20 protein-coding genes, 1 pseudogene and 1 other annotated feature are annotated in these 23720 nt (G+C 46.4%); all 21 genes and pseudogenes read left to right on the top strand.

Annotated elements, in window-relative coordinates; genetic code table 11:
* Positions 1-119: 119 nt before the first annotated feature.
* On the top strand, positions 120-1577 hold the full coding sequence (gene guaB / locus DT065_RS11065; protein ID WP_114376267.1) for an IMP dehydrogenase: 1458 nt from the start codon (positions 120-122) through the stop codon (positions 1575-1577).
* A 157-nt stretch (positions 1578-1734) separates the two neighbouring features.
* A complete protein-coding gene (locus DT065_RS11070; RefSeq protein WP_227002563.1) occupies positions 1735-3063 on the top strand; it encodes a D-alanyl-D-alanine carboxypeptidase family protein in 1329 nt (442 codons plus the stop codon).
* 58 nt (positions 3064-3121) lie between these two features.
* Positions 3122-4006 carry a pyridoxal 5'-phosphate synthase lyase subunit PdxS gene (pdxS, locus tag DT065_RS11075; protein WP_114373358.1) on the top strand — a complete coding sequence of 295 codons (885 nt, stop codon included), beginning with the start codon at positions 3122-3124 and terminating at the stop codon, positions 4004-4006.
* Positions 4007-4060: 54 nt separating this feature from the next.
* Positions 4061-4651, top strand: coding sequence for a pyridoxal 5'-phosphate synthase glutaminase subunit PdxT (gene pdxT, locus DT065_RS11080; RefSeq protein ID WP_114373360.1), 591 nt, complete (start codon positions 4061-4063; stop codon positions 4649-4651).
* Between the two features lie 24 nt (positions 4652-4675).
* Positions 4676-4892 (top strand) — a binding site (T-box leader).
* A 49-nt stretch (positions 4893-4941) separates the two neighbouring features.
* Positions 4942-6213, top strand: coding sequence for a serine--tRNA ligase (gene serS, locus DT065_RS11085; protein WP_114373362.1), 1272 nt, complete (start codon positions 4942-4944; stop codon positions 6211-6213).
* 161 nt (positions 6214-6374) lie between these two features.
* Positions 6375-6495: pseudogene (locus DT065_RS19330) on the top strand (Fic family protein); the annotation flags it as partial.
* Positions 6496-6812: 317 nt separating this feature from the next.
* Positions 6813-7259 (top strand): Lrp/AsnC family transcriptional regulator, encoded by a 447-nt coding sequence (locus tag DT065_RS11095; RefSeq protein WP_114373364.1) that lies wholly within the window; start codon positions 6813-6815, stop codon positions 7257-7259.
* A 138-nt stretch (positions 7260-7397) separates the two neighbouring features.
* Complete coding sequence (locus DT065_RS11100) at positions 7398-8408, top strand: ABC transporter ATP-binding protein (protein ID WP_114373366.1); 1011 nt, start codon at positions 7398-7400, stop codon at positions 8406-8408.
* Complete coding sequence (locus tag DT065_RS11105; RefSeq protein WP_114373368.1) at positions 8383-9402, top strand: ABC transporter ATP-binding protein; 1020 nt, start codon at positions 8383-8385, stop codon at positions 9400-9402. The genes DT065_RS11100 and DT065_RS11105 overlap by 26 nt, the downstream gene beginning before the upstream one ends.
* A 91-nt stretch (positions 9403-9493) precedes the next feature.
* On the top strand, positions 9494-11167 hold the full coding sequence (locus tag DT065_RS11110) for an ABC transporter substrate-binding protein (protein ID WP_114373370.1): 1674 nt from the start codon (positions 9494-9496) through the stop codon (positions 11165-11167).
* Between the two features lie 128 nt (positions 11168-11295).
* Positions 11296-12243 (top strand): ABC transporter permease, encoded by a 948-nt coding sequence (locus DT065_RS11115; RefSeq protein ID WP_114373371.1) that lies wholly within the window; start codon positions 11296-11298, stop codon positions 12241-12243.
* Between the two features lie 18 nt (positions 12244-12261).
* A complete protein-coding gene (opp4C, locus tag DT065_RS11120; protein ID WP_114373373.1) occupies positions 12262-13188 on the top strand; it encodes an oligopeptide ABC transporter permease in 927 nt (308 codons plus the stop codon).
* A 417-nt stretch (positions 13189-13605) separates the two neighbouring features.
* The gene (locus tag DT065_RS11125; protein WP_227002565.1) at positions 13606-13830 is read left to right on the top strand and encodes a cytotoxin; all 225 of its coding nucleotides are present in this window, start codon (positions 13606-13608) and stop codon (positions 13828-13830) included.
* A 279-nt stretch (positions 13831-14109) separates the two neighbouring features.
* Positions 14110-15216 (top strand): glycosyltransferase, encoded by a 1107-nt coding sequence (locus tag DT065_RS11130; protein WP_114373376.1) that lies wholly within the window; start codon positions 14110-14112, stop codon positions 15214-15216.
* A gap of 13 nt (positions 15217-15229) precedes the next feature.
* Positions 15230-16408 carry a glycosyltransferase gene (locus tag DT065_RS11135; protein WP_114373378.1) on the top strand — a complete coding sequence of 393 codons (1179 nt, stop codon included), beginning with the start codon at positions 15230-15232 and terminating at the stop codon, positions 16406-16408.
* Positions 16392-17162, top strand: coding sequence for a glycosyltransferase family 2 protein (locus tag DT065_RS11140; protein ID WP_114373380.1), 771 nt, complete (start codon positions 16392-16394; stop codon positions 17160-17162). The genes DT065_RS11135 and DT065_RS11140 overlap by 17 nt, the downstream gene beginning before the upstream one ends.
* 268 nt (positions 17163-17430) lie before the next feature.
* Entirely contained in the window at positions 17431-18225 is a 795-nt protein-coding gene (locus DT065_RS11145) for an ABC transporter permease (RefSeq protein ID WP_114373382.1), read from the top strand.
* Between the two features lie 12 nt (positions 18226-18237).
* Positions 18238-19815: an ABC transporter ATP-binding protein gene (locus DT065_RS11150; RefSeq protein ID WP_114373384.1), complete on the top strand. Its 1578-nt coding sequence runs from the start codon at positions 18238-18240 to the stop codon at positions 19813-19815.
* A gap of 106 nt (positions 19816-19921) precedes the next feature.
* On the top strand, positions 19922-21904 hold the full coding sequence (locus tag DT065_RS11155) for a glycosyltransferase family 2 protein (RefSeq protein WP_114373386.1): 1983 nt from the start codon (positions 19922-19924) through the stop codon (positions 21902-21904).
* 27 nt (positions 21905-21931) lie between these two features.
* Entirely contained in the window at positions 21932-22174 is a 243-nt protein-coding gene (locus DT065_RS18925; RefSeq protein WP_160112516.1) for a hypothetical protein, read from the top strand.
* Between the two features lie 28 nt (positions 22175-22202).
* A complete protein-coding gene (locus DT065_RS11165) occupies positions 22203-23708 on the top strand; it encodes an ATP-grasp fold amidoligase family protein (RefSeq protein ID WP_114373390.1) in 1506 nt (501 codons plus the stop codon).
* Positions 23709-23720 lie beyond the last annotated feature (12 nt).

The raw sequence follows: 23720 nt of genomic DNA on the forward strand, positions 1-23720 counted from the left end.
ACGATAAAAATAGACAAGCGTGATAAAATAGAAGGAATAACACACCCTAGGAGACTTACGAATAACTTTTCCGATTGTACGCCTTTTTACGCATGATTATAAAAAGAAGGGATGAAAAAATGAGAGAGGATAAGTTTGGAAAACAAGGGTTAACCTTTGATGACGTATTGTTGCTTCCGGATCGCTCAGAAATACACCCCCGGGACGTAGACATTCACTCCAAATTGACGGCGAAACTCCCGCTTAATATGCCAATCTTAAGTGCCAGCATGGATACGGTAACGGAAGCGGAAATGGCGATTGCAATGGCTCGTGAAGGTGGCCTCGGTGTCATTCACAAAAATATGTCTGTGGAAGAGCAGGCAGAAATGGTTGACATGGTGAAACGTTCTGAGAGCGGTGTAATCACCAATCCCTTTTTTTTAACGCCGGATCGGCAAGTGTATGATGCCGAGCACTTGATGGGAAAGTTCCGCATTTCAGGCGTTCCAATCGTAGATGAGGAACAAAAGCTTGTCGGGATTCTCACCAATCGCGATCTGCGTTTTATTGATGATTACGCGATTCAAATCGATGATGTCATGACTAAAACCAATCTCGTTACCGCTCCTGTCGGTACAACGTTGGCAGAAGCGGAAAAAATCTTGCAACAATATAAAATCGAGAAATTGCCGCTCGTCGATAACGACATGGAATTAAAAGGGCTCATTACGATTAAGGATATTGAAAAGGCGATCGAATATCCAAGATCTGCCAAAGATGAACAGGGACGATTGCTTGTGGCAGCTGCTGTCGGTGTTGCCCATGATACGCAGGTCAGAATGAAAGCACTCGTAGAAGCAGGTGTGGATGCCATCGTCATAGATACAGCGCATGGACATTCACGCGGGGTACTCGATCAAGTGGCGCAGATTCGCGAGGCCTATCCGGAAGTGACGTTAATTGTCGGAAACGTGGCTACAGGTGCCGGAACGAGGGATTTAATCCAAGCAGGAGCTGATGTTGTAAAAGTAGGGATCGGCCCAGGCTCCATTTGTACAACCCGAGTGGTCACAGGTATCGGTGTCCCGCAGATCACAGCTGTCTACGAATGTGCCGCGGAGGCCCAAAAGCACGGGGTACCGATTATTGCCGACGGCGGAATCAAATACTCCGGAGATATTGTAAAAGCCTTGGCGGCCGGTGCAAATGCAGTGATGCTCGGAAGCATGCTGGCAGGGGTTTCGGAAAGCCCCGGTGAAACGGAAATTTATCAAGGACGCCAGTTTAAAGTTTATCGGGGTATGGGTTCTATGAGCGCGATGGAAAAAGGGAGCAAGGACCGATACTTTCAAGAAGACAATCAGAAGTTTGTACCGGAAGGCATCGAAGGACGAACCCCTTACAAAGGGCCGCTCGCGGATACGCTCTACCAACTAACGGGCGGTATCCGTTCAGGCATGGGTTATTGCGGTGCTGCCAACTTGGAACAGTTGCGTAACGATGGCCAATTCGTACAAATTACCAACGCATCATTGAAAGAAAATCATCCTCATGATGTGCAAATCACGAAGGAAGCACCGAACTATAGCATTTGAAAATAAGCACAAGGTTACGGGCATTTCCCGGGAAATTAATTGCGGGAATGCCCTTTTTTTGTGTTTAAAATCTTGTTTTCCCTTAAATGTTTGATGCCTTTTTTAGGATCAATATGATAAAATAACGTTTGGAATGTACACCATGGAGGTGCCGAGAATGAAGAAATGGACGAGTATACTCAGTGGGTCGGCTTTGATTCTTGCCTTAACCACAACAACGGCAGAAGCACAAACCCCTGATGTTGAAGCAGAGGCTTCGATTCTGGTGGATGTGGAAACCGGAAAGATTTTATATGACGAGGACATAGATACATTATTGCCGATGGCAAGTATGGCAAAAATGATGACGGAGTACCTTGTCAATGAGGCGATTGAAGAAGGCAATCTCAGTTGGGATGAGGAAGTATCCGTCAGTGAAGAAGTTGCGGACTTATCACATAATGAAAGTTTATCCAATGTCTATTTGCGAACGGATGAAACGTATACGATTGAAGAGTTGTATGAAGCTATGGCCATTGAATCCGCGAATGGCGCGACGGTTGCATTGGCGGAAGCGGTTGCCGGTTCGGAAGAGGCCTTTGTGGACATGATGAATGATAAAGCTGCGGAGTTGGGGATCGAAGATTATGAATTCGTGAATTCCAGTGGATTAAACAATTCATCAATGGACGGTAATCATCCTGAAGGGACCGACGCCGATGCAGAGAATATGATGTCTGCTCGGGGAACGGCTCAACTTGCTTATCATCTGATCCAGGATTACCCTGAAGTATTGGACGTGGCGAGCACCGAAGAAACGATTTTCATGGAAGGCAGTGAGATGGATGAACTGCCGATGACGAATTGGAACCATATGTTGGGGGGATCTGATTTCTCCCATGCCTATGAAGGCGTGGATGGCATTAAAACCGGTAACACGGATGCCGCTGGTTTTGCATTTACCGGTACGGTTGAACAAGATGACACCCGTTTATTGTCGGTTGTCATGCGCACGGATAGCATAGACGCGCGTTTCGAAGAAACGGCAACATTGTATGATTACGGGTTTGATACCTTTACAACCGAAGAAGTGATTTCCGAAGGGGAACAGCATGATGAAGTGCCCGTATTGCCTGTTCCTGATGGACAGGAGCAAGACGTGCCTGTCGTAACCGGATCCGCTTTATCCTTTCCCATTCTTGAAGGAGAGGAAGACATGTATTCAACTTCTGTGACAGTTGCAGAAGACCAGCTCGATGAAGACGGAGCATTGAGTGCACCGGTGGAAGCTGGTGAGGAAGTAGGCTATGTTACGGTCACTTATGAAGGCGAAGACGATGAAATGTATCTCACCGATGAGATGGAAACTAATGCCGCTGTTCCACTTGTTGCCGGCGATGATGTGGAACAGGCGAATTGGTTTGTTCGATCGATGCGCGGGATCGGCGGTTTCTTCTCCGGGCTTTGGGATCAAACGACAGAAACGGTGAGTGGTTGGTTTTCGTAGTTTCCCTATCGCACTAAGCGTGTTATAATGGACGAAAAGCTTACCGGAGGGAAAGACTTTGGCAGATACAGGTACAGATCGCGTCAAAAGAGGAATGGCCGAGATGCAAAAAGGCGGCGTCATTATGGACGTTGTCAATGCAGAACAAGCAAAGATTGCAGAGGAAGCGGGCGCGGTTGCCGTTATGGCACTTGAACGTGTCCCTTCAGATATACGAGCCGCTGGCGGGGTCGCCCGGATGGCAGATCCAAACATACTGGAAGAAGTGATCGAAGCGGTAAGCATTCCGGTCATGGCAAAAGCGCGGATTGGCCACATTGCGGAAGCCCGAGTGCTCGAAGCGTTAGGCGCTGATTATATCGATGAAAGCGAAGTGCTTACGCCTGCTGATGAAGTCTATCATATCGATAAGAACGCCTATACAGTGCCTTTCGTCTGCGGTGCTCGCGATTTGGGCGAGGCGTTACGACGCATTGGCGAAGGTGCGGCGATGATCCGCACAAAAGGGGAGCCCGGCACGGGGAATATTGTGGAAGCCGTTCGCCATATGCGCATGGTTCAGTCACAAATTAAAAAAGTGGCCGGAATGTCCCGTGATGAGTTAATGACCGAAGCGAAGAACTTGGGAGCCCCCTACGAACTCCTCGTTTCCATTCAGGAATCAGGCAAATTGCCAGTCGTCAATTTTGCTGCCGGCGGAATTGCTACTCCTGCAGACGCGGCGTTAATGATGTCACTCGGGTCTGATGGTGTTTTCGTAGGATCCGGCGTGTTCAAATCGGATGAGCCACAACAATTTGCACGCGCCATCGTTGAGGCGACGACGCACTATGAAGATTACGAATTGATCGGCCGCCTATCCAAAGGCCTCGGGACAGCCATGAAAGGCATCGAGATATCCAATATTCCCGAGCCGGAACGTATGCAAGATCGCGGTTTATAAGAGTAACGAGGAAAAGATTTGGAAACTCTAATAAAGGGTTGGAGGTGAGCGCAGATGGTGAACATCGGTGTGCTTGCACTCCAAGGCGCTGTTCACGAACATGCGAGGATGATTGAAAGTGAAGGAACGGGTAAAGCGGTACTAGTAAAAAGACCGGAGCAACTGCGGGATCTGGATGGGCTTATTTTGCCCGGAGGAGAAAGTACGACAATGCGGCGGCTGATGGATCGTTATGATTTTATGGACGCCCTTCGTTCATTTGCAGCTTCCGGAAAACCGGTCTTTGGCACATGTGCAGGCCTTATCTTAATGGCAAATGCGATCGAAGGAGAAGAAAAGACGCATCTGTCGTTCATGGATGTCACGGTCGAACGAAATGCTTTTGGCCGGCAAAAAGAAAGTTTTGAAACGGTATTGAACGCAAAGGGAATCGCGAATGATCTGCTTGCCGTTTTTATACGCGCCCCTTTAATCAAAAAAGTTGGCACGGACGTTGAGGTCATTGCTTATCATCAGGATGAAATTGTCGCCGCAAAACAGGGACAATTTCTCGCCTGTTCGTTTCATCCCGAACTTACTGACGACCCCCGTTTTCATCATTATTTTGTCGAAATGGTTAAAAACAATAAAAAAGCCGTTGTGTAAAAAATTTTACGCTGGCGACATATTCAAAACACGAAGAAGGACACGAGTATTCTTGGCGCGGATACAGAGAGCCGGTGGTTGCTGAAAACCGGTGAAGCAAAAAGAAGAATCCCGTCCGGAGTGGAAGCCCGAAACCATTGGCAGTAAGGCCTCCCGCTTGTCGGCGTTAAGGCGTTCGAGCCGGTTTGTTTCACGTGAAACAAACAACGAGGGTGGTATCGCGGAAACATCCGTCCCTATGCATAGGGGCGGTTTTTTTAATTCTAGATAAAATGGAGGTTGATGCGCACATGCTGGATATCAAGTACATGCGCCAAAATGAGGATAAGGTAAAAAAAGCGTTGGAAGCACGAGGAATAGAAGCGACAGAGGTGGAGCAGGCAATCGCTATGGACGAGAAGCGTAGAGATTTGATCGTCCAAACGGAAGAAAAGAAGAAGCAAAGAAATGACATTTCCCAGCAAGTGGCCGAAAGAAAACGGGCGAAGGAAGATGCTGACGATTTAATCGCGCAAACAAAAGCAGTGTCCCAAGCGATTAAACAGTATGATGAAGAATTAAATGATGTGGAGAAGGAACTTCACCAATTGATGCTGACGTTACCGAATCTTTTGGCGGATTCTGTGCCCGCGGGAGAAAACGATGAAGACAATGTGGAAATTCGCACATGGGGGACGCCGCCGACATTTTCTTTCTCGCCGAAAGCGCATTGGGATTTAGCCGACGACCATGATCTGCTTGATTTCGAACGTGCCGCAAAAGTAACCGGCAGTCGTTTTGCCTTTTATAAAGGAGCAGGTGCACGACTGGAACGAGCATTGATTCAATACATGATGGATGTACACGCCGACGAGCATGGTTACACGGAAACGCTGCCTCCTTATATCGTCAATCATGACAGTATGGTTGGGACCGGGCAGTTGCCGAAGTTCGAGGAGGACATGTTCGCGCTTGAAGGCACCCCTTATTATATGATCCCCACGTCTGAAGTACCGATCGTGAATATGCATCGAAACGAGATTTTGGACGGGGATGATCTGAATATGAAATATGTGGCCTACAGTGCTTGTTTTCGTGCTGAAGCCGGGTCGGCCGGTCGTGATACGAGAGGGTTGATTCGTCAACATCAATTCAGCAAAGTGGAATTGGTCTGGTTTACGAAGCCGGAAGATTCTTACGAAGCCCTTGCCGCGCTTACCGGGCACGCCGAAAAAGTGTTACAAGAACTACAACTCCCTTATCGCGTCGTTGATCTATGTAGTGGCGATATCGGTTTTGCTGCGGCAAAAACGTATGACCTTGAAGTTTGGTTGCCGAGTTATGAAACCTACAAAGAGATTTCTTCGTGCAGCAATTGTGAAGATTTCCAGGCAAGACGAGCCAATATTAAGTTCAAACGTGAACAACAAGGGCCGGCAGCGCATGTTCATACCTTAAACGGTTCAGGACTCGCGTTAGGGCGCACGGTGGCCGCCATTATGGAAAATTACCAGGAAGAAGACGGAAGCATACGTATTCCTGATGTCTTGCAACCGTATATGGGCGGGAAACAACAGATTTGAAGTGAAATTTCCATCAGAGGGTTTTTCATCCCCTCTGATAAGGAGGTCACTAAAATAGTCACGTCCTGTGCCAACGCCGGCATTAGTGCAGAGTGGCTTAACTACCCGAACATAGGGCAGTTGGAAGACGGTTCGGTCGTTCCCTCCTTACGAAACGGCGGATTCATCCTTTCATCGACGGAAATGGTCGTGTATCACGCTTGTTATTAAATGTAGAGCTAATGAAAGACGGCAATCCCACCCCCAATAATCATAAAAGTAGAAAATCGATTGGATTATTACTTGAGTAATGAAGGGGAGTGCATGTCGCGGAGGCAATGCGTTATAAATTGGTATGGAGGACCGAAATGGTAGAATCGAGTCCGAGTTAGGTCATCATCAGTTGCTGTTGAAGCCCCAAGTGCGCTCCACCCCACCACATTTCCTTTGCATAGAGCCGGGCCTAAGGTAAAAATTTCATAGATTTAAAAAAAACGTTGATCTTTTGGAAATGAGAACGTATAATAAATTCATCTTAATCAGTACGAAATTGACAAAAATATTACGTTATTTTGTCGATATTGAATATCTAACTTTACAGAAAATGATGTGATGCGAAGATGGAACTGGATCAAACAGACTTCAAAATATTATCGATGTTGCAAGACGACGGCAAATGTTCGTACAGTAAAATCGCGAGGAGCATTGGTGTCAGTGAAGGTACGGTTCGCGGGAGAATTAACAAAATGTTGAAAAACGATGTCTTTGAATTTATTATCCATACGAATCCGTATAAAATCGGTTTGCATGTACAAGCCATTATCGGGCTGGAAGCCAGGGTCGGCTATCATGATGCCATTGCTTGTCAATTACAACCCCATCGGTCTGTCCGTTTTATCGGGGCGTTTTCCGGAAAGCATGATCTCATCATTCAAGCTTTTTTTCGGAATAACGAAGAACTAGTGGCCTTTGTTGATCAAACGCTATCGGGAGTGGAAGGCATTATAAGCGTCGATGTGAACGTGGAGCTTAAACAATATAAAGATACGTTTTCATATGTTGATTGACATCATTGCTATAGAATTTAACAGCTTTATTAAAAAAATCATTGCGAGTAATGTGAATACTCGCTATAATCGTATTTACTATTAGCAATTTTACGAACCGAACGTCTAGTAATATACAGCAGAATGGGGGAGACGTTCATGAACGATGAGACAGTCATCGACGTAAGAAATTTAAAAACTTCTTTTTTTAGCAAAAAAACAGAATTGCCGGTCGTTGATGATGTGAGTTTTTCTGTGAAAAAGGGAGAGACACTGGCCATTGTCGGGGAGTCCGGCTCCGGAAAAAGTATGACATCTCTTTCCATTATGCGGCTCGTGCCAGCTCCAAACGGAAAAATCGTCGATGGCGAGGTTTTTTTTAATGGCAAGGACTTGGTGAAAGAAAACAAGAAAGCGATGTATAAAGTTCGGGGTAATGACATTTCCATGATTTTTCAGGAGCCGATGACATCCTTAAATCCAGTTTATACCATAGGGGAACAAATCCGAGAACAACTTACATACCATCAGAATATTTCCAAACGGGAAGCGCATCAAAGGGGCATTGAGATGTTACAAACCGTCGGTTTCTCCAGGGCGAGTGAAATTATGGGGGACTATCCGCATCGCCTTTCCGGGGGAATGAGGCAAAGGGTGATGATCGCGATGGCGCTCAGCAACAACCCGAAGCTACTGATTGCCGATGAGCCAACGACAGCATTGGATGTAACCGTCCAAGCCCAAATCCTAGACTTAATGCGAAAACTTTCAAAAGAATATGACTCATCGATTATTTTAATTACGCATGATCTCGGTGTTGTTGCAGAACTGGCCGAACGGGTCGTTGTCATGTATGGCGGCCAAGTCGTGGAAGAAGCACCGATCGAAGACCTTTTCGATGATCCTTTACATCCGTATACGGAAGGCTTGTTGCAATCGATTCCGAAAATCGATAGCCTACAAGAACGGTTGGTTTCGATCCCCGGAACTGTTCCGACGCCGGACAATTTACCCATAGGCTGTAACTTTGTCACCCGGTGCCCGTACGCGATGGAGATTTGCAGACAAGAGGAACCACGCCTAGGCGACAAAGATGCCGATCGAAGAGTTCGTTGTTTTTTGCATGAGAAGGGAGTGATGAGCGATGGTCAGCAACCTAGAACCTCTTAATAAACAGACACAGACGGTACCGGAACAGGAAAACATTCTTGAGATTCAGCAAGTGAAAAAGCATTTCCCTATCAAAGCAGGCATTCTGCAGCGGACGACCGGACACGTAAAAGCGGTGGATGGCCTTGATTTCACGATAAAAAAAGGAGAAACTTTTGGTCTTGTTGGGGAATCGGGGTGCGGAAAATCAACAGCCGGCAGATCGATTATCCGACTTTATGAACCGACGGAAGGAAAAATCACGTTTGACGGCGAAGATATCTCCAGGAAAAAGGAAAAGGATCTTTTTCATTTGCGGCGAGACATGCAAATGATTTTCCAAGACCCGTTTTCGTCTTTGAACCCGCGGAAAACCGTTGGCTCCATGTTGCAAGAACCGCTGAAGGTTCATGGTTTGCACAAAAATCATCAAGAACGACAGGAAAAATGCCAGGAAATTATGAGTCGGGTGGGTCTAAATCCATCGTTTATTAATCGTTACCCCCATGAATTTTCCGGGGGACAGCGACAGCGGATCGGGATTGCTCGTGCTCTCGTTTTGGAACCGAAAATGATTGTGGCCGATGAACCGGTGTCCGCACTGGACGTCTCGATTCAATCGCAAGTGTTGAATTTGTTGGACGATTTGCAAGATGATTTTGATTTAACGTATCTTTTTATCGCACATGATTTAAGCGTGGTGAAACACTTTTCTGATCGCATCGGCGTCATGTACCTCGGAAATATGACTGAAATTGCGGAAAAAAATGATTTGTACGACGATCCGCTCCATCCGTATACGCAGGCATTATTATCCGCCGTTCCCCGATCTCATCCTCGGGAGCGGAAACGGGAACGGATCACCTTGACGGGGGAGTTGCCGAGCCCTGCGAATCCACCGAGCGGGTGCGTGTTTCATACGCGGTGCCCTTTCGTGATGGAGCATTGCAAACAGGTGGTGCCGGAAATGAAGGAGGTCAGGCTGAATCATTATGTTGCCTGCCATTTGTATTGATGCATTTATTTTAACGGGGAGGGATGCCGTGTTATACATCAAGCTATTTAATTACTTAAAGTTTTAAATTTTTTTAAAGGGGGATCTTTTAATGAGAAAAAAAGAGTATGTATTATTTTTGGCAATGGTGTTGACGTTAGGGTTGTTGGCGGCTTGTAATGGAGCTGACGAAGATGCCGACACCGACGCAGGGGAAGACGCTGCTGTCGATGAAGAAAACGGGGATGAAGGAGAAGAGGACGGCGAGGCCGCCGGTGAGCCGCAAGAAGGCGGGGAGATCATCGTAGGTATGCAAGGTGATCCTAATGATTTGCATAGCGCGTATGCCGCAGATACACAATCGACGGATGTCACGCGTATGATTCATGCTGCTGTAACCACCCATAATGCGGACATGGAAATGGCACCGGAGCTTGCGGTAGATATGCCTGAAGTTTCCGATGATGGTCTGACTTATACAATCGAATTACATGACGATGTTTATTTCCATGATGGGGAGCAATTGACCGCTGATGATGTTGTGTTTACGTATGAAGTGTTTATGGATGAAGATTACACAGGACCTCGTACGACACCATTTGAACGTGTAGAATCCGTGGAAGCAACGGGTGAACATGAAGTAACGATTGAGCTTAGTGAACCAGATGCATCACTGGAATCGTCTGCCCTTACTTATGAAATCATGCCTGAGCATATTCTTGGTGATGTGCCCGCCGATGAACAAGAAGAGCACGAATTTAGCACATCTGAAGCCGTCGTTGGTGCCGGGCCTTTCAGCTTAGAAGAGTGGGATTACGGCACAAGTCTAACCCTTGAAGCTCATGAGGATTATCATTTGGACGGTCCTTACTTGGATGCAGTGACATTACGAATCGCTGAAGATGCTAATGCGCTTCTCGCGATGTTGCAAGCAGGTGAGGTTGATCATGCAAATATTCGACCACAGGATGTAGAAACAGCTAATGCGATTGACGATGTCAATGTCGTAGCAGAAGATGGTTATAACTATAACTATATTGGTTGGAACCATGACCGCCCGCCGTTTGATGATCCAGACGTTCGTCGCGCGATGACGATGGCGATTGATCGTGAAGCCATTATTGATGGAGTTCTCCAAGGTCATGCCGAAATCGCCCACTTCCCGCACCACCCGATGAGTTGGGCCTATTCGGATGATGTAGACGAGATTCCATTTGATCCGGATGGGGCAATTGAACTTTTAGAAGAAGCAGGGTTTGAACAAAATGATGAGGGTCAAATGGAATATGAAGGTGAACCTTTCTCCTTCGAGCTCTTAACGAATCAGGAATCTCATGCACGCGTCGATTGGGTTGTCGTTGTTCAAGAGATGCTGGCGGAGATTGGGATTGACGTGCAAACGGATACGATGGAGTTTGGCGCTTACCTTGATCGTATTCAAACACCAAACTATGATTTTGACGCAATTGCCGGAGCATGGAGCCTTGCCATTTATCCGGATCCGGAACCACTATTCCACTCGGATCAATATGAACAAGGCCAGAACAATATTAAGTATGAAAGCGACGCATTTGATGAGTTAGCTCAAGACAATCGCAGTATTGTTGACGAGGATGAACGAGCTGAAGCGATTCAAGAGGCCTATGGGCAGGTAGCTGAAGACCAAGCGTACACGTTTATGTACTATCCAGACGTCCACCAAGCGCATCGCGAAGAGATTCAAAACTTCCAAATGTCACCACTTAGCGAGTTTTTCAAAATTGAAGAATGGTGGCTAGAGGAATAAAGTTTCGTGACGAAAAAAGCAGGGGGTAGGCTGTGGTCCCCTCTGCTTTGCTACATATTAACTAAGAAGAAATCAGGGTCTGAGCGTTTTTTATCATACTGCATCATCGGGACAAAGGAGATCTTGAGATGACGACATATATTATCCGACGTATCCTTATGACCATCCCGATTTTAATCGGTATATCGATCATATCTTTCGGCATTATGCAATTTGCCCCCGGGGAGCCTACGGCGTTGGATCTCGACCCGCAAATTTCTCCTGAAGATCGAGAGGAACAATTGGACGCAATGGGGTTAAACGATCCGATTCCTGTTCAATATGTGCGGTGGGCGGGCAATATTTTACAAGGGGAGTTGGGCACTTCGTTCATTACCAATCGTGATGTCGGTTCAATGATTTGGGAACGAATGCCAAATACCCTCGTCCTCATGATTAGCTCGACGATTATGACGATGGTTATCGCGATACCGATCGGGATTATTTCCGCGATGCGACAATACTCGGTAAGGGATTATATTTTTACGTTTGGATCTTTTGTCGGGGTATCGATTCCAAACTTCTGGTTGGGGTTAATGTTAATCATGTTTTTAAGTGTTCAGTTCGGATGGTTTCCGGTCGGCGGTGTGAGTACGCTCGGTGGCGATTTTGAGATTCTGGACCGTTTGCACCATCTGTTTTTACCCGCGCTTGTGCTCGCGACCGCCGACATGGCGCAAATGACACGTTATACGCGGACAAGCATGCTTGAAGTGAAAAATCAAGATTATATTCGAACTGCTCGGGCGAAAGGGTTTAAAGAACGGCGGGTCATTTACAAGCATGGCTTGCGCAATGCCTTGATGCCTCTAATCACGATGTTTGGTTTATTGTTGCCGACCTTTATCGGCGGTTCCGTCATCGTTGAGCAAATTTTCACATGGCCGGGGATTGGTCAATTGTTTATTGATAGCACTTTCCAACGTGATTATCCGGTGATTATGGCGTTGACAATGTTTGGGGCAGGACTTGTGGTTATTGGCAACTTAATCGCTGATATCCTCTATGCCATTGCCGATCCGCGCATTGAATACTAAGGAGGGAGGGGAGCCCCCATGCATCCAAACGAAAGGACACAAGACGTGAAATCGCCCCCTTCTGCTCCGGGAGTGGAGGAGACGTTAAGCGAACACCAGTCGATGCTCAGCATTATTGTTAAAAAATTTTTTCAGAACAAGCTCGCGGTAATTGGGCTTATCATGTTGCTGATCATTATTAGTAGTGCGGTGCTCGCTCCTTGGCTGGCAACGCACGATCCGAATGCACAGACGCTGACCGACCGCCTGGCCCCGCCAAGTGCTGACAACTGGTTGGGCGCCGATCATTTAGGGCGGGATATCTTCAGCCGGATTTTATATGCCGGTCAGATGTCCCTCTGGGTTGGCTTTGCCGCGATGGTTAGCGCGACGACAATCGGTGTTGTTATCGGCTCGATTGCCGGTTATTTTGGCGGTTGGGTTGACGCGGTGTTGATGCGGATCGTTGATATTATTATATCTTTTCCAAGTATTTTCTTGTTGATCACGATCATTTCCGTCTTCCGACCGGCCCCGTCCATGCTAATTCTCGTTTTCGGCCTTTTGTCGTGGACGACGACGGCACGGCTTGTAAGGAGTGAATTTCTATCTTTTAAAAATAGGGAATTTGTTTTGGCTGCTCGAACCATGGGCATCCCGACGCGTCGGATTATTTTTGGACATATCTTGCCGAATGCCATCGGACCGGTGATTGTTGCTGCAACACTCGCGATTGGGATGTTTATTATTGCGGAATCTACCTTGAGTTTCCTCGGGCTCGGCATCAGCCCGCCGACGGCAACGTGGGGGAATATGCTCTCGGACTCCCAGGATTTAACGATATTTTTAACTGCTTGGTATTATCCGTTTTTCCCGGGATTAATGATCTTTATCACTGTCCTTAGCTTTAACTTCGTCGGTGATGGGTTGCGCGATGCGTTGGACCCGAGGGTGATGGAGAAATAACGGAAGGGCGTAGCCGGTGGCTGCGCTTTTTTGTGGGAGGTAGATGGATACTTGGCTGATAAAGGGGGCGTTTTGGCTGATATATTGCTTTTTTTTGGCTAATAAAAGCGCTTATTCGGCTGATAAACCTTTACTTTTGGTTGATAAAGATTACGGTGGTAGGAAAGAAAGCTTTGTCGTCCCCCGAAAGACAGGTTCCACGCTACGAGAGGGACGATAATCGCTTTGTTGTCCCCCAAAAGGCATGCTGTCCGGTCTGAGAGGGACGATAATCAGCTTTCGCTTCTCGAAAGGGTGGCATTTCACTTTGATAATGTAGTCCAAGGGAATCTGTGATAGAGCACTAGTCAGGCATGATTTTGAACCTAGGAATGTCAAGAGGGAAAAACGAGAAGCATCAAGAAAGCCTATAAAAAGTTGGATAAACAATCACAAAAGGTTATCAATCAAGCTTTAGTGATACTGGCAGAAGATTTTTCTCACCCATCATTAAGGGTCAAAAAAATGACAGGTTATCATAAGCCTGATGTATGGGAAGCCAGTGCTAACATGGATTTACGGATTACCTTTGAACTTAAAAAGCCAGATACGATTATTTTGCGAAACTGTGGACATCATAATCGCACTCTAAATAATCCCTAGCATCTCATCAGCATTGTCATCCGCCCCATCTTATCGTATAATACAAATAGAGAAAGCATATGCTAAAAAGCCTGTGAATGCTAAGCACGCACAGACAATCATAGAGCTCGTGACCCAAGGGTTGCGGCTTCACCGTTTTAAAGCGGATAACCGCCCGAGGCTGTCAAACTCAGGGGCGGTTTTTTGTCGTCTATCTGTTTTGATGTTGTAACTTGACTACAAATGGGATTCATTTAAAATGAATGAAGGATTGATTAACGCACTAGAAAGGCTTTAGCCATGGAAAAAACGAAGGTAATGTTTTTTATTTATGAATTGGGCGCTGGCGGCGCGGCGAGAACGTTATTGAATATCATCAATCATCTGGACCGAACGCGCTTTACGCCTATTTTGGTGACGCTCAACTTCAAAGGTACGTATGAACAGGAATTGGCCGATGATGTCACGTTTATTAAATTGGATACGAAGCGGTTACGGAAAGCCATTTTTCCGTTGGCGAAGGTGATCCGTACGGAAAAACCTCACATCGTTTTCAGCACGCAGTTTCCTGATTTGAACGTGGCCGCGATACTGGCCAATCTTTTTTCCTTTACACGCGCGAAAAGCATCGTGCGCGAGGCGGATCATTTCGGTGGTAGCTTCCGAGCGAACACGAAGTTGCTTATCACTGGTTTATTTTACAAATTCGCCCGACAAGTGATTTCTTTGTCGGAAGGCGTAAAAGAAAACCTTGTCCGACGCTATAAAATAAAACCCGCCCATATACAAGTGATTCATAACCCGATTGATGTTGAAAACATACAGGAGAAAATGAACGAAGCCATCGATGCAGAACATCGAGACTTATTCGCACCGGAAGAAAACGTCATTGTGACCGCGGGACGTCTCGTTGCACAAAAGGACCAGCAAACGTTGCTGAAGGCATTCGCGCACGTGAACACGCGCATGAAAAGCCGTTTGGTTATTCTCGGGGAAGGTCCGTTACAAGCAACGCTGGAACAACAAGCGGTTGAATTGAACATCGACACCCGCGTGCATTTCATCGGCTTTCAAAACAATCCGTATCGCTATTTTCACAAAGCAGATGTATTCGCGCTTTCGTCCAAGCATGAAGGCTTTAGCCATGTGATCGCGGAAGCACTGGCGACCGGCACGCCCGTCGTTTCCACCGATTGCCGCTCGGGCCCGGCGGAAGTGCTAAACAATGGCGAATTCGGCTCCCTCTGTGAAGTCGGCAATGACGAACAAATGGCGGGACAGATCGTGGAGGCCATGTCATTTTCGGGAAAAGAACGCGTAGAAAAGGGTTGCAAACGTGCAAAGGATTTTGACGCGGGACAAATTGTGGCGCAATATGAAGAAACATTCCTGCGAACGATAACGTAAGGGTGCTGTAAGTATGAGCAAAAAAGTCGTGCACATGACCTCGGTGCACCATCCGTTTGACACGAGAATTTACCATAAAGAGTGCCTGTCGCTTAAGCGCGCGGGCTATGATGTTACGCTGATCGCTCCTGAAACCGACGCCGAGAGCGCGATCGACATCATCCCTATTAAAAAATATAAAAATAAATGTTTGCGAATGGCCTTTTCCACCTATCAGGTCTATAAACAAGCCAAAAAGCTGCAAGCGGACTACTATCATTTTCACGATCCGGAACTGCTCCCGGTTGCTTGGCTTCTGAATAAAAAAGCCAATGTCGTCATCTACGATATTCACGAAGATTACGCGACGAGTATCATGCAAAAAGAATATCTCCCGCGGCCGCTACGAAAACTAGTTACAAAGACGTACAAATGGATGGAAAATGTTCTGGCCAAAGACATGGCTCTCTGTTTGGCGGAAAAATACTACCAAGAATTGTATCCGAGGGGGCAAGTGATTTTAAATTACCCGCTGCTCAATGAAACGCTCATGGCACAAACGGTCAACGAGGATAGCGAAGACACCGGCCTACCTGAAAACAAGCTGTTGTATACCGGAAACGTAGATGTGGATCGCGGGGCTTACACGCAAGCAAGACTTCCGCTCATCGACGATGACGTCACCGTTTATTTTTTCGGCAAATGTGCGCGTGAGGTGGCTGAAAACATGTATGAGACCGCCGGCGACGAAAAGGACAGGCTTATGATCGAGGGCATTGATCGCTATGTGCCCCGTGAAGCTATTGACCGCCAGTACACGAACCGGCGCTGGTTGGCGGGTATTGCCCTGTTTCCCCCGACGGAACATTACAAGCGCAAAGAACTCACCAAATTTTTTGAGTACATGAGCGCCGGCATTCCGATCCTATGTTCCGATTTTCCGGTTTGGAAAGCGTTCATTGATCGTTATCAATGCGGGATCGCGGTTGACCCTCAAGAAAGAGAAGCGATTCAAGATGCCCTTGAATATTTGCGATTGTACCCGGAAGAAGCGGCGAAAATGGGCCGAAATGGTCAAAAGGCGGTACGAGAAGAATTAAACTGGCACAAGGAAGAAGAAAAGCTGCTGCAATGGTATGAGGAGATCGGGGAACAAGCGCGGCTTGATGACGGCCGGAAAGCGCGTGAGGCTGGTGATGAACATGCAAAATGATGCCCGCCCGCTGATTTCCATCATCACCCCTAGCTACAATTCCGAAACGTATCTTCCCGATGCGATTCGCTCCGTACAGGCGCAGACGTACACAAACTGGGAAATGATCATTACCGATGATTGTTCCTCCGACAACACGGTCGTCGCCATTCAACCGTTTCTGGAAGATGATCGCATTACGTTGATCCGCCTTTCCGAGAACAGCGGCCCCGGTGTGGCACGAAATACGTCCATCGAAGCAGCCAACGGACGTTTCCTCGCCTTTTTGGATGCCGACGACCAGTGGCTGCCCGAAAAATTGGACAAACAATTGCGGTTTATGCAGGAAGGGCAGATCGCCTTTTCGTTTACCCCCTATCGCAAGGTAAAAAAAGATGGCACGGACACCGGCACCATTGTGAGTATCCCGGAAAGAATAGAATACAAAAAGTTACTCAAACAGAATGTGATCGGTTGCTTAACGGTTATGTTGGATCGACAAATGATCGGGGAAGTGAAGATGAATCCGATGCGCACGCGTCAGGATTTTGCGCTTTGGCTCCACCTTTGCAGAAGCGGATGGACGGCCTACGGCCTCCAGGAAGTCCTTGCCAAATATAGGGTAGTCGAGCATTCCATCTCCAGCAACAAACTAACGATGGCCAAAAACAACTGGCGGATGTACCGGGACATTGAACAGTTGAGTTTGTCCCGCAGCCTTTGGTATTTCCTCCATTACGTATACCGGAGTTCCAAAAAGTATTTAATAAAATGAGCAGGGGGACGAAGGTAAAGTCAAAGTATAACAAGCCCACACTTTGTTGTCCCCCAAACGAAGGGAACGTTGCTTCTTGAGGGACAGGGAGCGCAGTGTTGTCCCCCCAAACAGAGGGAACGGAACCGCGAGAGGGATGCGAACAAGATGTCCCCACCTCCAATTTGGACTTTGACGGGCCCCGATGGACACCTTGACCATTTCATCGCTGACCTGGTTGTAGTAAAATGATATGCTGGATAGGCACGGAAAAGATAGGCGGAATCTTATGCGACAATATTTACAGGAAATCCAAAAAAGAAAAGACCTCTTGGTCTATCTGGTACAATCAGGGTTAAAGGCCGAGAATCGCAATAGCTACTTAGGATACTTTTGGTGGTTGTTGGATCCTTTGCTCAACGTCCTCGTTTATTATTTTTTGGTCGGCGTTTTGCTCGACCGCGGCGGAGACAACTTTGCCGTCTTTCTGGTGATCGGCTTGGTCGCCTGGCGCTGGATCAACACGACGGTCAATGGCTCCGCAAAAGCGATTTTAAAATATTCGTCGATTATTAATCAGGTCTACTTGCCGAAATCGATCTTTCCGATGACGATTACCTCGACGCAATTGATTAACTTTGCTTTTGGGCTCGTGATTATTGCTTCCTTTCTAATTGCTACGGGTACCGTGCCCGGATGGCAAGTGATCTTTTTACCTGTGATCATCCTGATTCAATATGTATTTTTATTAGCCATTAGTCTGTTTTTGGCCTATATCAGTGTGTTTATTCGCGATGTAGACAATATTTTGTCCCACGTGACACGGGTGTTTTTTTACGCATCCCCGATCATTTGGGAAGGCGGGCGTCTAGGCCCGGCGGCCGAAGACAACATCTGGATAGATATCCTTGTGACCGTCAACCCTATCGCACATATCGTAACAGGATACAGAGACATTCTCATGGAACAATCCATGCCGGATTGGACCGGCTTGTTCTTGATCGGATTTTTCTCGATCGTAGCGATCGTTGTCCTGATTTATTATTACAGCCGCAATGAACATAAAATTATTAAGGCATTGTGAGATGGGTAAACCATGGTAACTTTACAAAAATCACATGATTCCAATGGGGTCTCCGGAGAAGTTGTCATGCAGGCCGACAACCTCGGCGTGTCGTTTCACTCCGGGCATAAAGAAGATTATAAATCCCATATCTTCAATCTGTTTTCAAAAAACAAACCCGAAACGGAAAAAAATAAAACGGTGTGGCCGTTGCGACATATTGATTTTACCGGCTATCAGGGAGAGATTTTAGGAATTATCGGTTCGAACGGCTCCGGGAAAACGACGCTCTGCAAAATGATTTCGGGTATTTTGCACCCGGATGAAGGCCGGATCCACGTGGACGGCAAAGTCACGGCCCTTTTTTCCATGGGCATGGGTTTTAACAAAGAATTGACGGGCCGTGAAAATGCCTATTTGAACGGTATGATGCTCGGCGTCACGAAGAAAAAAGTAACGGCGTTTATGGATCAAATCCAGGAATTTGCCGGTCTCGGCACTTTTTTGGATCAACCGATGAAGACGTATTCCAGCGGGATGAAAGCAAGGCTTGGGTTCAGCGTGGCCGCGCATCTGGAACCGGAAATCCTCATCCTCGACGAAGCGTTAAACACCGGGGACACGGCTTTTGGCGATAAAGCGGCGGGGAAAATGCAGGAATTGGTGCAAAAAGCAAAGATGGTCATCCTCGTCACCCACAGCATCAAGTTTGCCACGAAAAATTGCGACCGTTTAATGTGGGTTGACAAGGGCGTCGTCAGGAGTATCGGAAACCCTGACGACGTCGCGGAACAATACTTGGCGACCATCCCGGAGAAAGGCCAAAAACGCAGAAGAAAACTGGAATTACAGAAGACGGAAGCGGATGTAAAAGAAAAGCCCGTGCTCCAAGCAGATAACCTGGGCTTGTATTATCCGATGAAAAAAGATAAATTTTGGGCGCTGAACGAGGTAAGCTTTGACATTAAAGAAGGGGAAGTCGTCGGCATTATCGGACATAACGGTGCCGGGAAAAGCACGCTCTGCAAAGTGCTCACGAATATTATTAAACCGGATACCGGTACCTTTGACATGCAAGGGGAAACGACGGCGCTTCTCAATTACGGTACCGGATTTAACGATCAACTCACGGGCGCCGATAACGTTTATCTCAACGGTATGTTCATGGGCTTGCCGAAACCATACCTCCATGAGAAATACCCGGAAATCGTGCGTTTTTCCGAGCTCTCCAAATTTATGGAACGCCCGATCAAATACTATTCCAGCGGCATGCGGGCAAGGCTCGGTTTTAGCATCGCCGCAACGTTGCAACCGGATATTTTTATTATCGATGAAGCCCTCTCCACCGGAGACATCGCTTTCCAACAAAAAGCAAGCGAGAAAATCCAAGATATGATGGAAAGCGCCAAAGCCGTCATCATCGTCTCTCACAGCATGAGCTTTGTGGAGAAGGTATGCACCCGCGCCATCTGGATGGAGCAAGGCACGGTTAAATACGACGGCGAAGCCCAAGAAACGGTGAATCTCTACAAAGCGCAAGTAAAGGGAAGAGTCGGCAAGAAAGTGCGAAGAAAAAAAGGAAGGAAAAAAGAACAGAGCGCGAGTAAGTGACGGTTTTGCGTAGGTTCGGGCGCTTGAGCGGAGAAACGCAAGTGAACGGTCCGAACTACCGTGGAACGAGTAAATACGATCACTAATAAGACTGGTGTTGAAAATCATGTTAAAAGCACTCGTAAAAAAAATAACCAATCTTTTGGAGTGGCTGATTCAGCGGTTATTAACCGCTGATAGAAAGCACTATATAAACGATAAACTAACCCAAAAACAAAAGGATACGATCAAGAAAATTTTATTTCTCGGTAATTATCGAACCCAAGAGCGGGAGATAAGGCAAGTGAAGCATCGTCTTTACAATCTTGGGTTTACAAAACGTGTGTTCGCGGAGCTTGAGACATTCTATCATCAAAACGAAGACCTATATTTAAAAAAACTTGCGACTTGGGAACTTTTGTTGTGGCATGCGAACCAATTCACCGAAGAAGATTCCAGAAAGTGTCTTGAGCTTTTGTCAGAGGTTGTTCAAGATGAAAAAGATCCTGTACACATACGCAAAGCCGCGATTATGGCGTCGGAATGCCTGGATCGATTAGGGAAAAAAGAACAAGCCGAACATGTCCTTTCACCGTTGCTTGAACCAATAGCAGGTAGAAAGGGAACCTCCCCCCATTCTGATCTTTTTCTCGCCGCAGCAAATTTAGAATCTTCCATCATAGAAAAAGTACAGTGGATTAATAAAGCTTTGACGATAAATGGTATTTCGATGATTAAAATGGATACGTCCGCTTCGGCTTCCCCTTACGACAGTATTTTTGTTGATCGTACTCAAAAAACGCAAAAACATCTATCATCAGAACCTCACCCGCTCGTCACCGTCATCATGCCCGTCTATAATGCTGAAGATGCCATTCACACATCTCTCAATTCTATTCTGCAGCAAACATGGTCAAACCTGGAAGTACTAGTGACAGATGACTGTAGCAAGGACGCGACTGCTACAATCGTGGAATCTTATGCGGCCAATGATTCGAGGGTACGACTCATAAAAGCAGACGCTAACGGTGGGGCATATCCAGCACGTAACTTGGCACTCAAAGAAGCTACCGGTGATTTCGTTACCGTCAATGATGCCGATGACTGGTCACATACAGAAAAAATTGAAACACAAGTCAACCATTTGCTGGAGAATAGAACGGTAATCGGAAATATGTCCGAACAGGCACGCGCGACAAACGATCTTGTTTTTTATCGCAGGGGCAAGCCGGGGACATATATTTTTAGTAATATGTCATCGTTCATGTTCCGACGCAAGCCTGTGATGGATGCGATCGGATTTTGGGATTCTGTTCGTTTTGCAGCCGACTCAGAGTTTATCCGCCGCATTAAGAAGGTGTTTGGCGAAAAATCAATCGCGTATTTAACGACAGGTCCGCTGTCTTTTCAAAGGCAATCCGACACGTCATTAACCGGAAACCAGGCTTTTGGGTATCACGGATATAAAATGGGAGCGAGAAAAGAGTACGAAGAGGCGCATGATCATTTTCATCAAACGACCAAGGACCTAAGCTACTCTTTTCCTTTACAATCCCGACCATTTGCAGTCCCTGAGCCAATGTGGCCAAAACGAGAAACGAAGCATGACGGAAGGCGGCATTTTGACGTTGTGATTGCTTCCGATTTCAGGCTAGATGATCAAAATGACGTATTGAATACGGCGGAAATTCTTTCTCAAACGCAAAAACATGTGCGAATCGGGCTTGTCCAACTCTCTCAATATAATGTGTCACCGGATCGACCCATTCATCCAAATGTACGTCGCATATTGGATGGAGATCGTGTACAGATGCTTGTTTACGGAGAAAAAATCTTCTGTGGGGACTTGATCGTCAGACACCTTCCATCATTACAGGAATGGCAACGATATGTCCCGGATGTTAAATCAGAAAGTGTTCGGATTATTGTCAATCAACTCCCCCACGAAGGTAATGCGGGGCTATATAATCTTCAACAATGTCAAAATCACATGAAGGAATTCTTTGGCGACCTTGGCTTATGGTATGCTTTTAACACTAGAATTCTCAAGGAACTACAACAAAAGGATATTACATCGCTCACCTTAAGTAATGAAATATGGGCCAATTAACGAGAAACCTCGATTAAAGGAGGTTTAATGTTGGAAAAAGCTAACAACCCCCATGAAACACTTGAACGTCAGAAAAAGCGGAATGAACAGCTCACTCATGATATAATGCAAGTAGAACAGCAAATAGCAGAAGCAAAAAAGGAAAATGAAGTGATTGTCGAAGAAAAAGAAAAATATGAACAAAAATGCGCCATGATCGAACAAAGCCTACTTTGGAAAGGCACCAAACCCATACGGAAACTAAGGGCATGGCTGAAACGTTCTCAATAGCATTGCCAAGCCGTGGAGGCGTTTATCTTTGAAAAATAACGATTCTGTCCATCATCAATTACAGACCGAATATAAAAGAGAAGAGAAACTGTTGCTTACATTGCTAGAACGTGGTTCAGAATTGGAGAAAGTAACAAACGAGAAAAAAAGCAATGAAAAGGAACGGAATCGTTTGAAGCGGAGGTACATGTCTTTGCGCAAGTACCGTTTGTGGGCTTTCACATGGGTGGAAAGGAAATTGTTCAGCTTCATTCGGACAAGCAAAGAGCGGTTTCAGTCTTTTGTGTTAAAGACGGACCATAAGGCACTCCTTGAACAAAACAAGCAACTTTCCGAAAAGCAAGCTCGGCTTGAGAAGGAACTGGAGATCGCACATCAACAGCTCCGAAACGAAATAAAACAAGCTGGGTCTCAAATCGTAGATTGGCAAGAACTAAATGAGGGACAACTTCACCATAGTTTACAAATGATAAAAGAAGACGGTGATATGTTAGGTTATTTGCAGGATCTTATTAAAAAAAGAACCATACATGATAACAATTACCGATCGGCTCTTAAGTATGCGGCCATTCTGTATAGCAATGACAAAAAAGCCGCCAAGCACAAAATTTATCAAACATTGTTGGAAGGCCTGAAAATTGAAGAGATTCCGGAGATCTTGATTCGATCAAGGTCTGATCAAAAGGAAGACACAATTTCCCTCAAGCCCATCGCATCCTTTAGCGCTTCTTTGACCATGCAAGCAAGAATCAGGCAACTTGAATCGTTCAAGCCGGAATGGGAAGTCGATGATAAAGCAACGGCCTACACATTTATTGATGAACTTGGGATTAGAAGGCCATGGGTATCTGAAGAAGAGTTTTCGTTTACACAGGTGCCGGAAAAAGAAGGCATCGTTATTAAACCGGTCATCGGAGCAGGTTCTCGCGGGGTATATATCATTTTTGACATGAATCGCATACAAGACGTGAAAAGATCGAGGATCCTTAGCAGTTGGGACGATTTTAAAGCTAGCATGCAAGAGGATTTAAATCGAGGCTTGGTCAGCGATGACCAATGGGTGGCTGAAGAGCTGCTCTATGAAAACAACGAAAATCAAACGCCGGCACGAGACATAAAATTTTACTGTTTTTACGGGAAGGTCGGGCTCATTCTTGAAATCCGACGCTTCCCGGAAGTGGCGTACTGTTGGTGGACGCCGGATGGAGAGCGTGTTCGTACAGGCAAATACGAGGGAAAGTTATTCGAGGGGGACGGGGTGTCCCAGGATCAAGCGGAGCTGGCTGCTTTTATCAGTTCCGAAATTCCCGCTCCCTTTATGAGAATCGATTTTTTGAAGACAGAGGAAGGTTTGGTGTTTGGAGAGTTTGCCCCTAAACCGGGCAATTATGATGAGTTCGACCGGCACACCGATTGCGCGTTGGGAAACGAATTTCTGGAAGCACAGGGACGCCTTCTAACCGATTTATTAAAGGGAAAAACGTTTGACCATTTTAAGACTTCCTTAAAAAGTGCCGGACGAAGCAATCGTTGAATGTATGAATCA

The organism is Salicibibacter kimchii, from assembly GCF_003336365.1.
Classification (GTDB): domain Bacteria; phylum Bacillota; class Bacilli; order Bacillales; family Marinococcaceae; genus Salicibibacter; species Salicibibacter kimchii.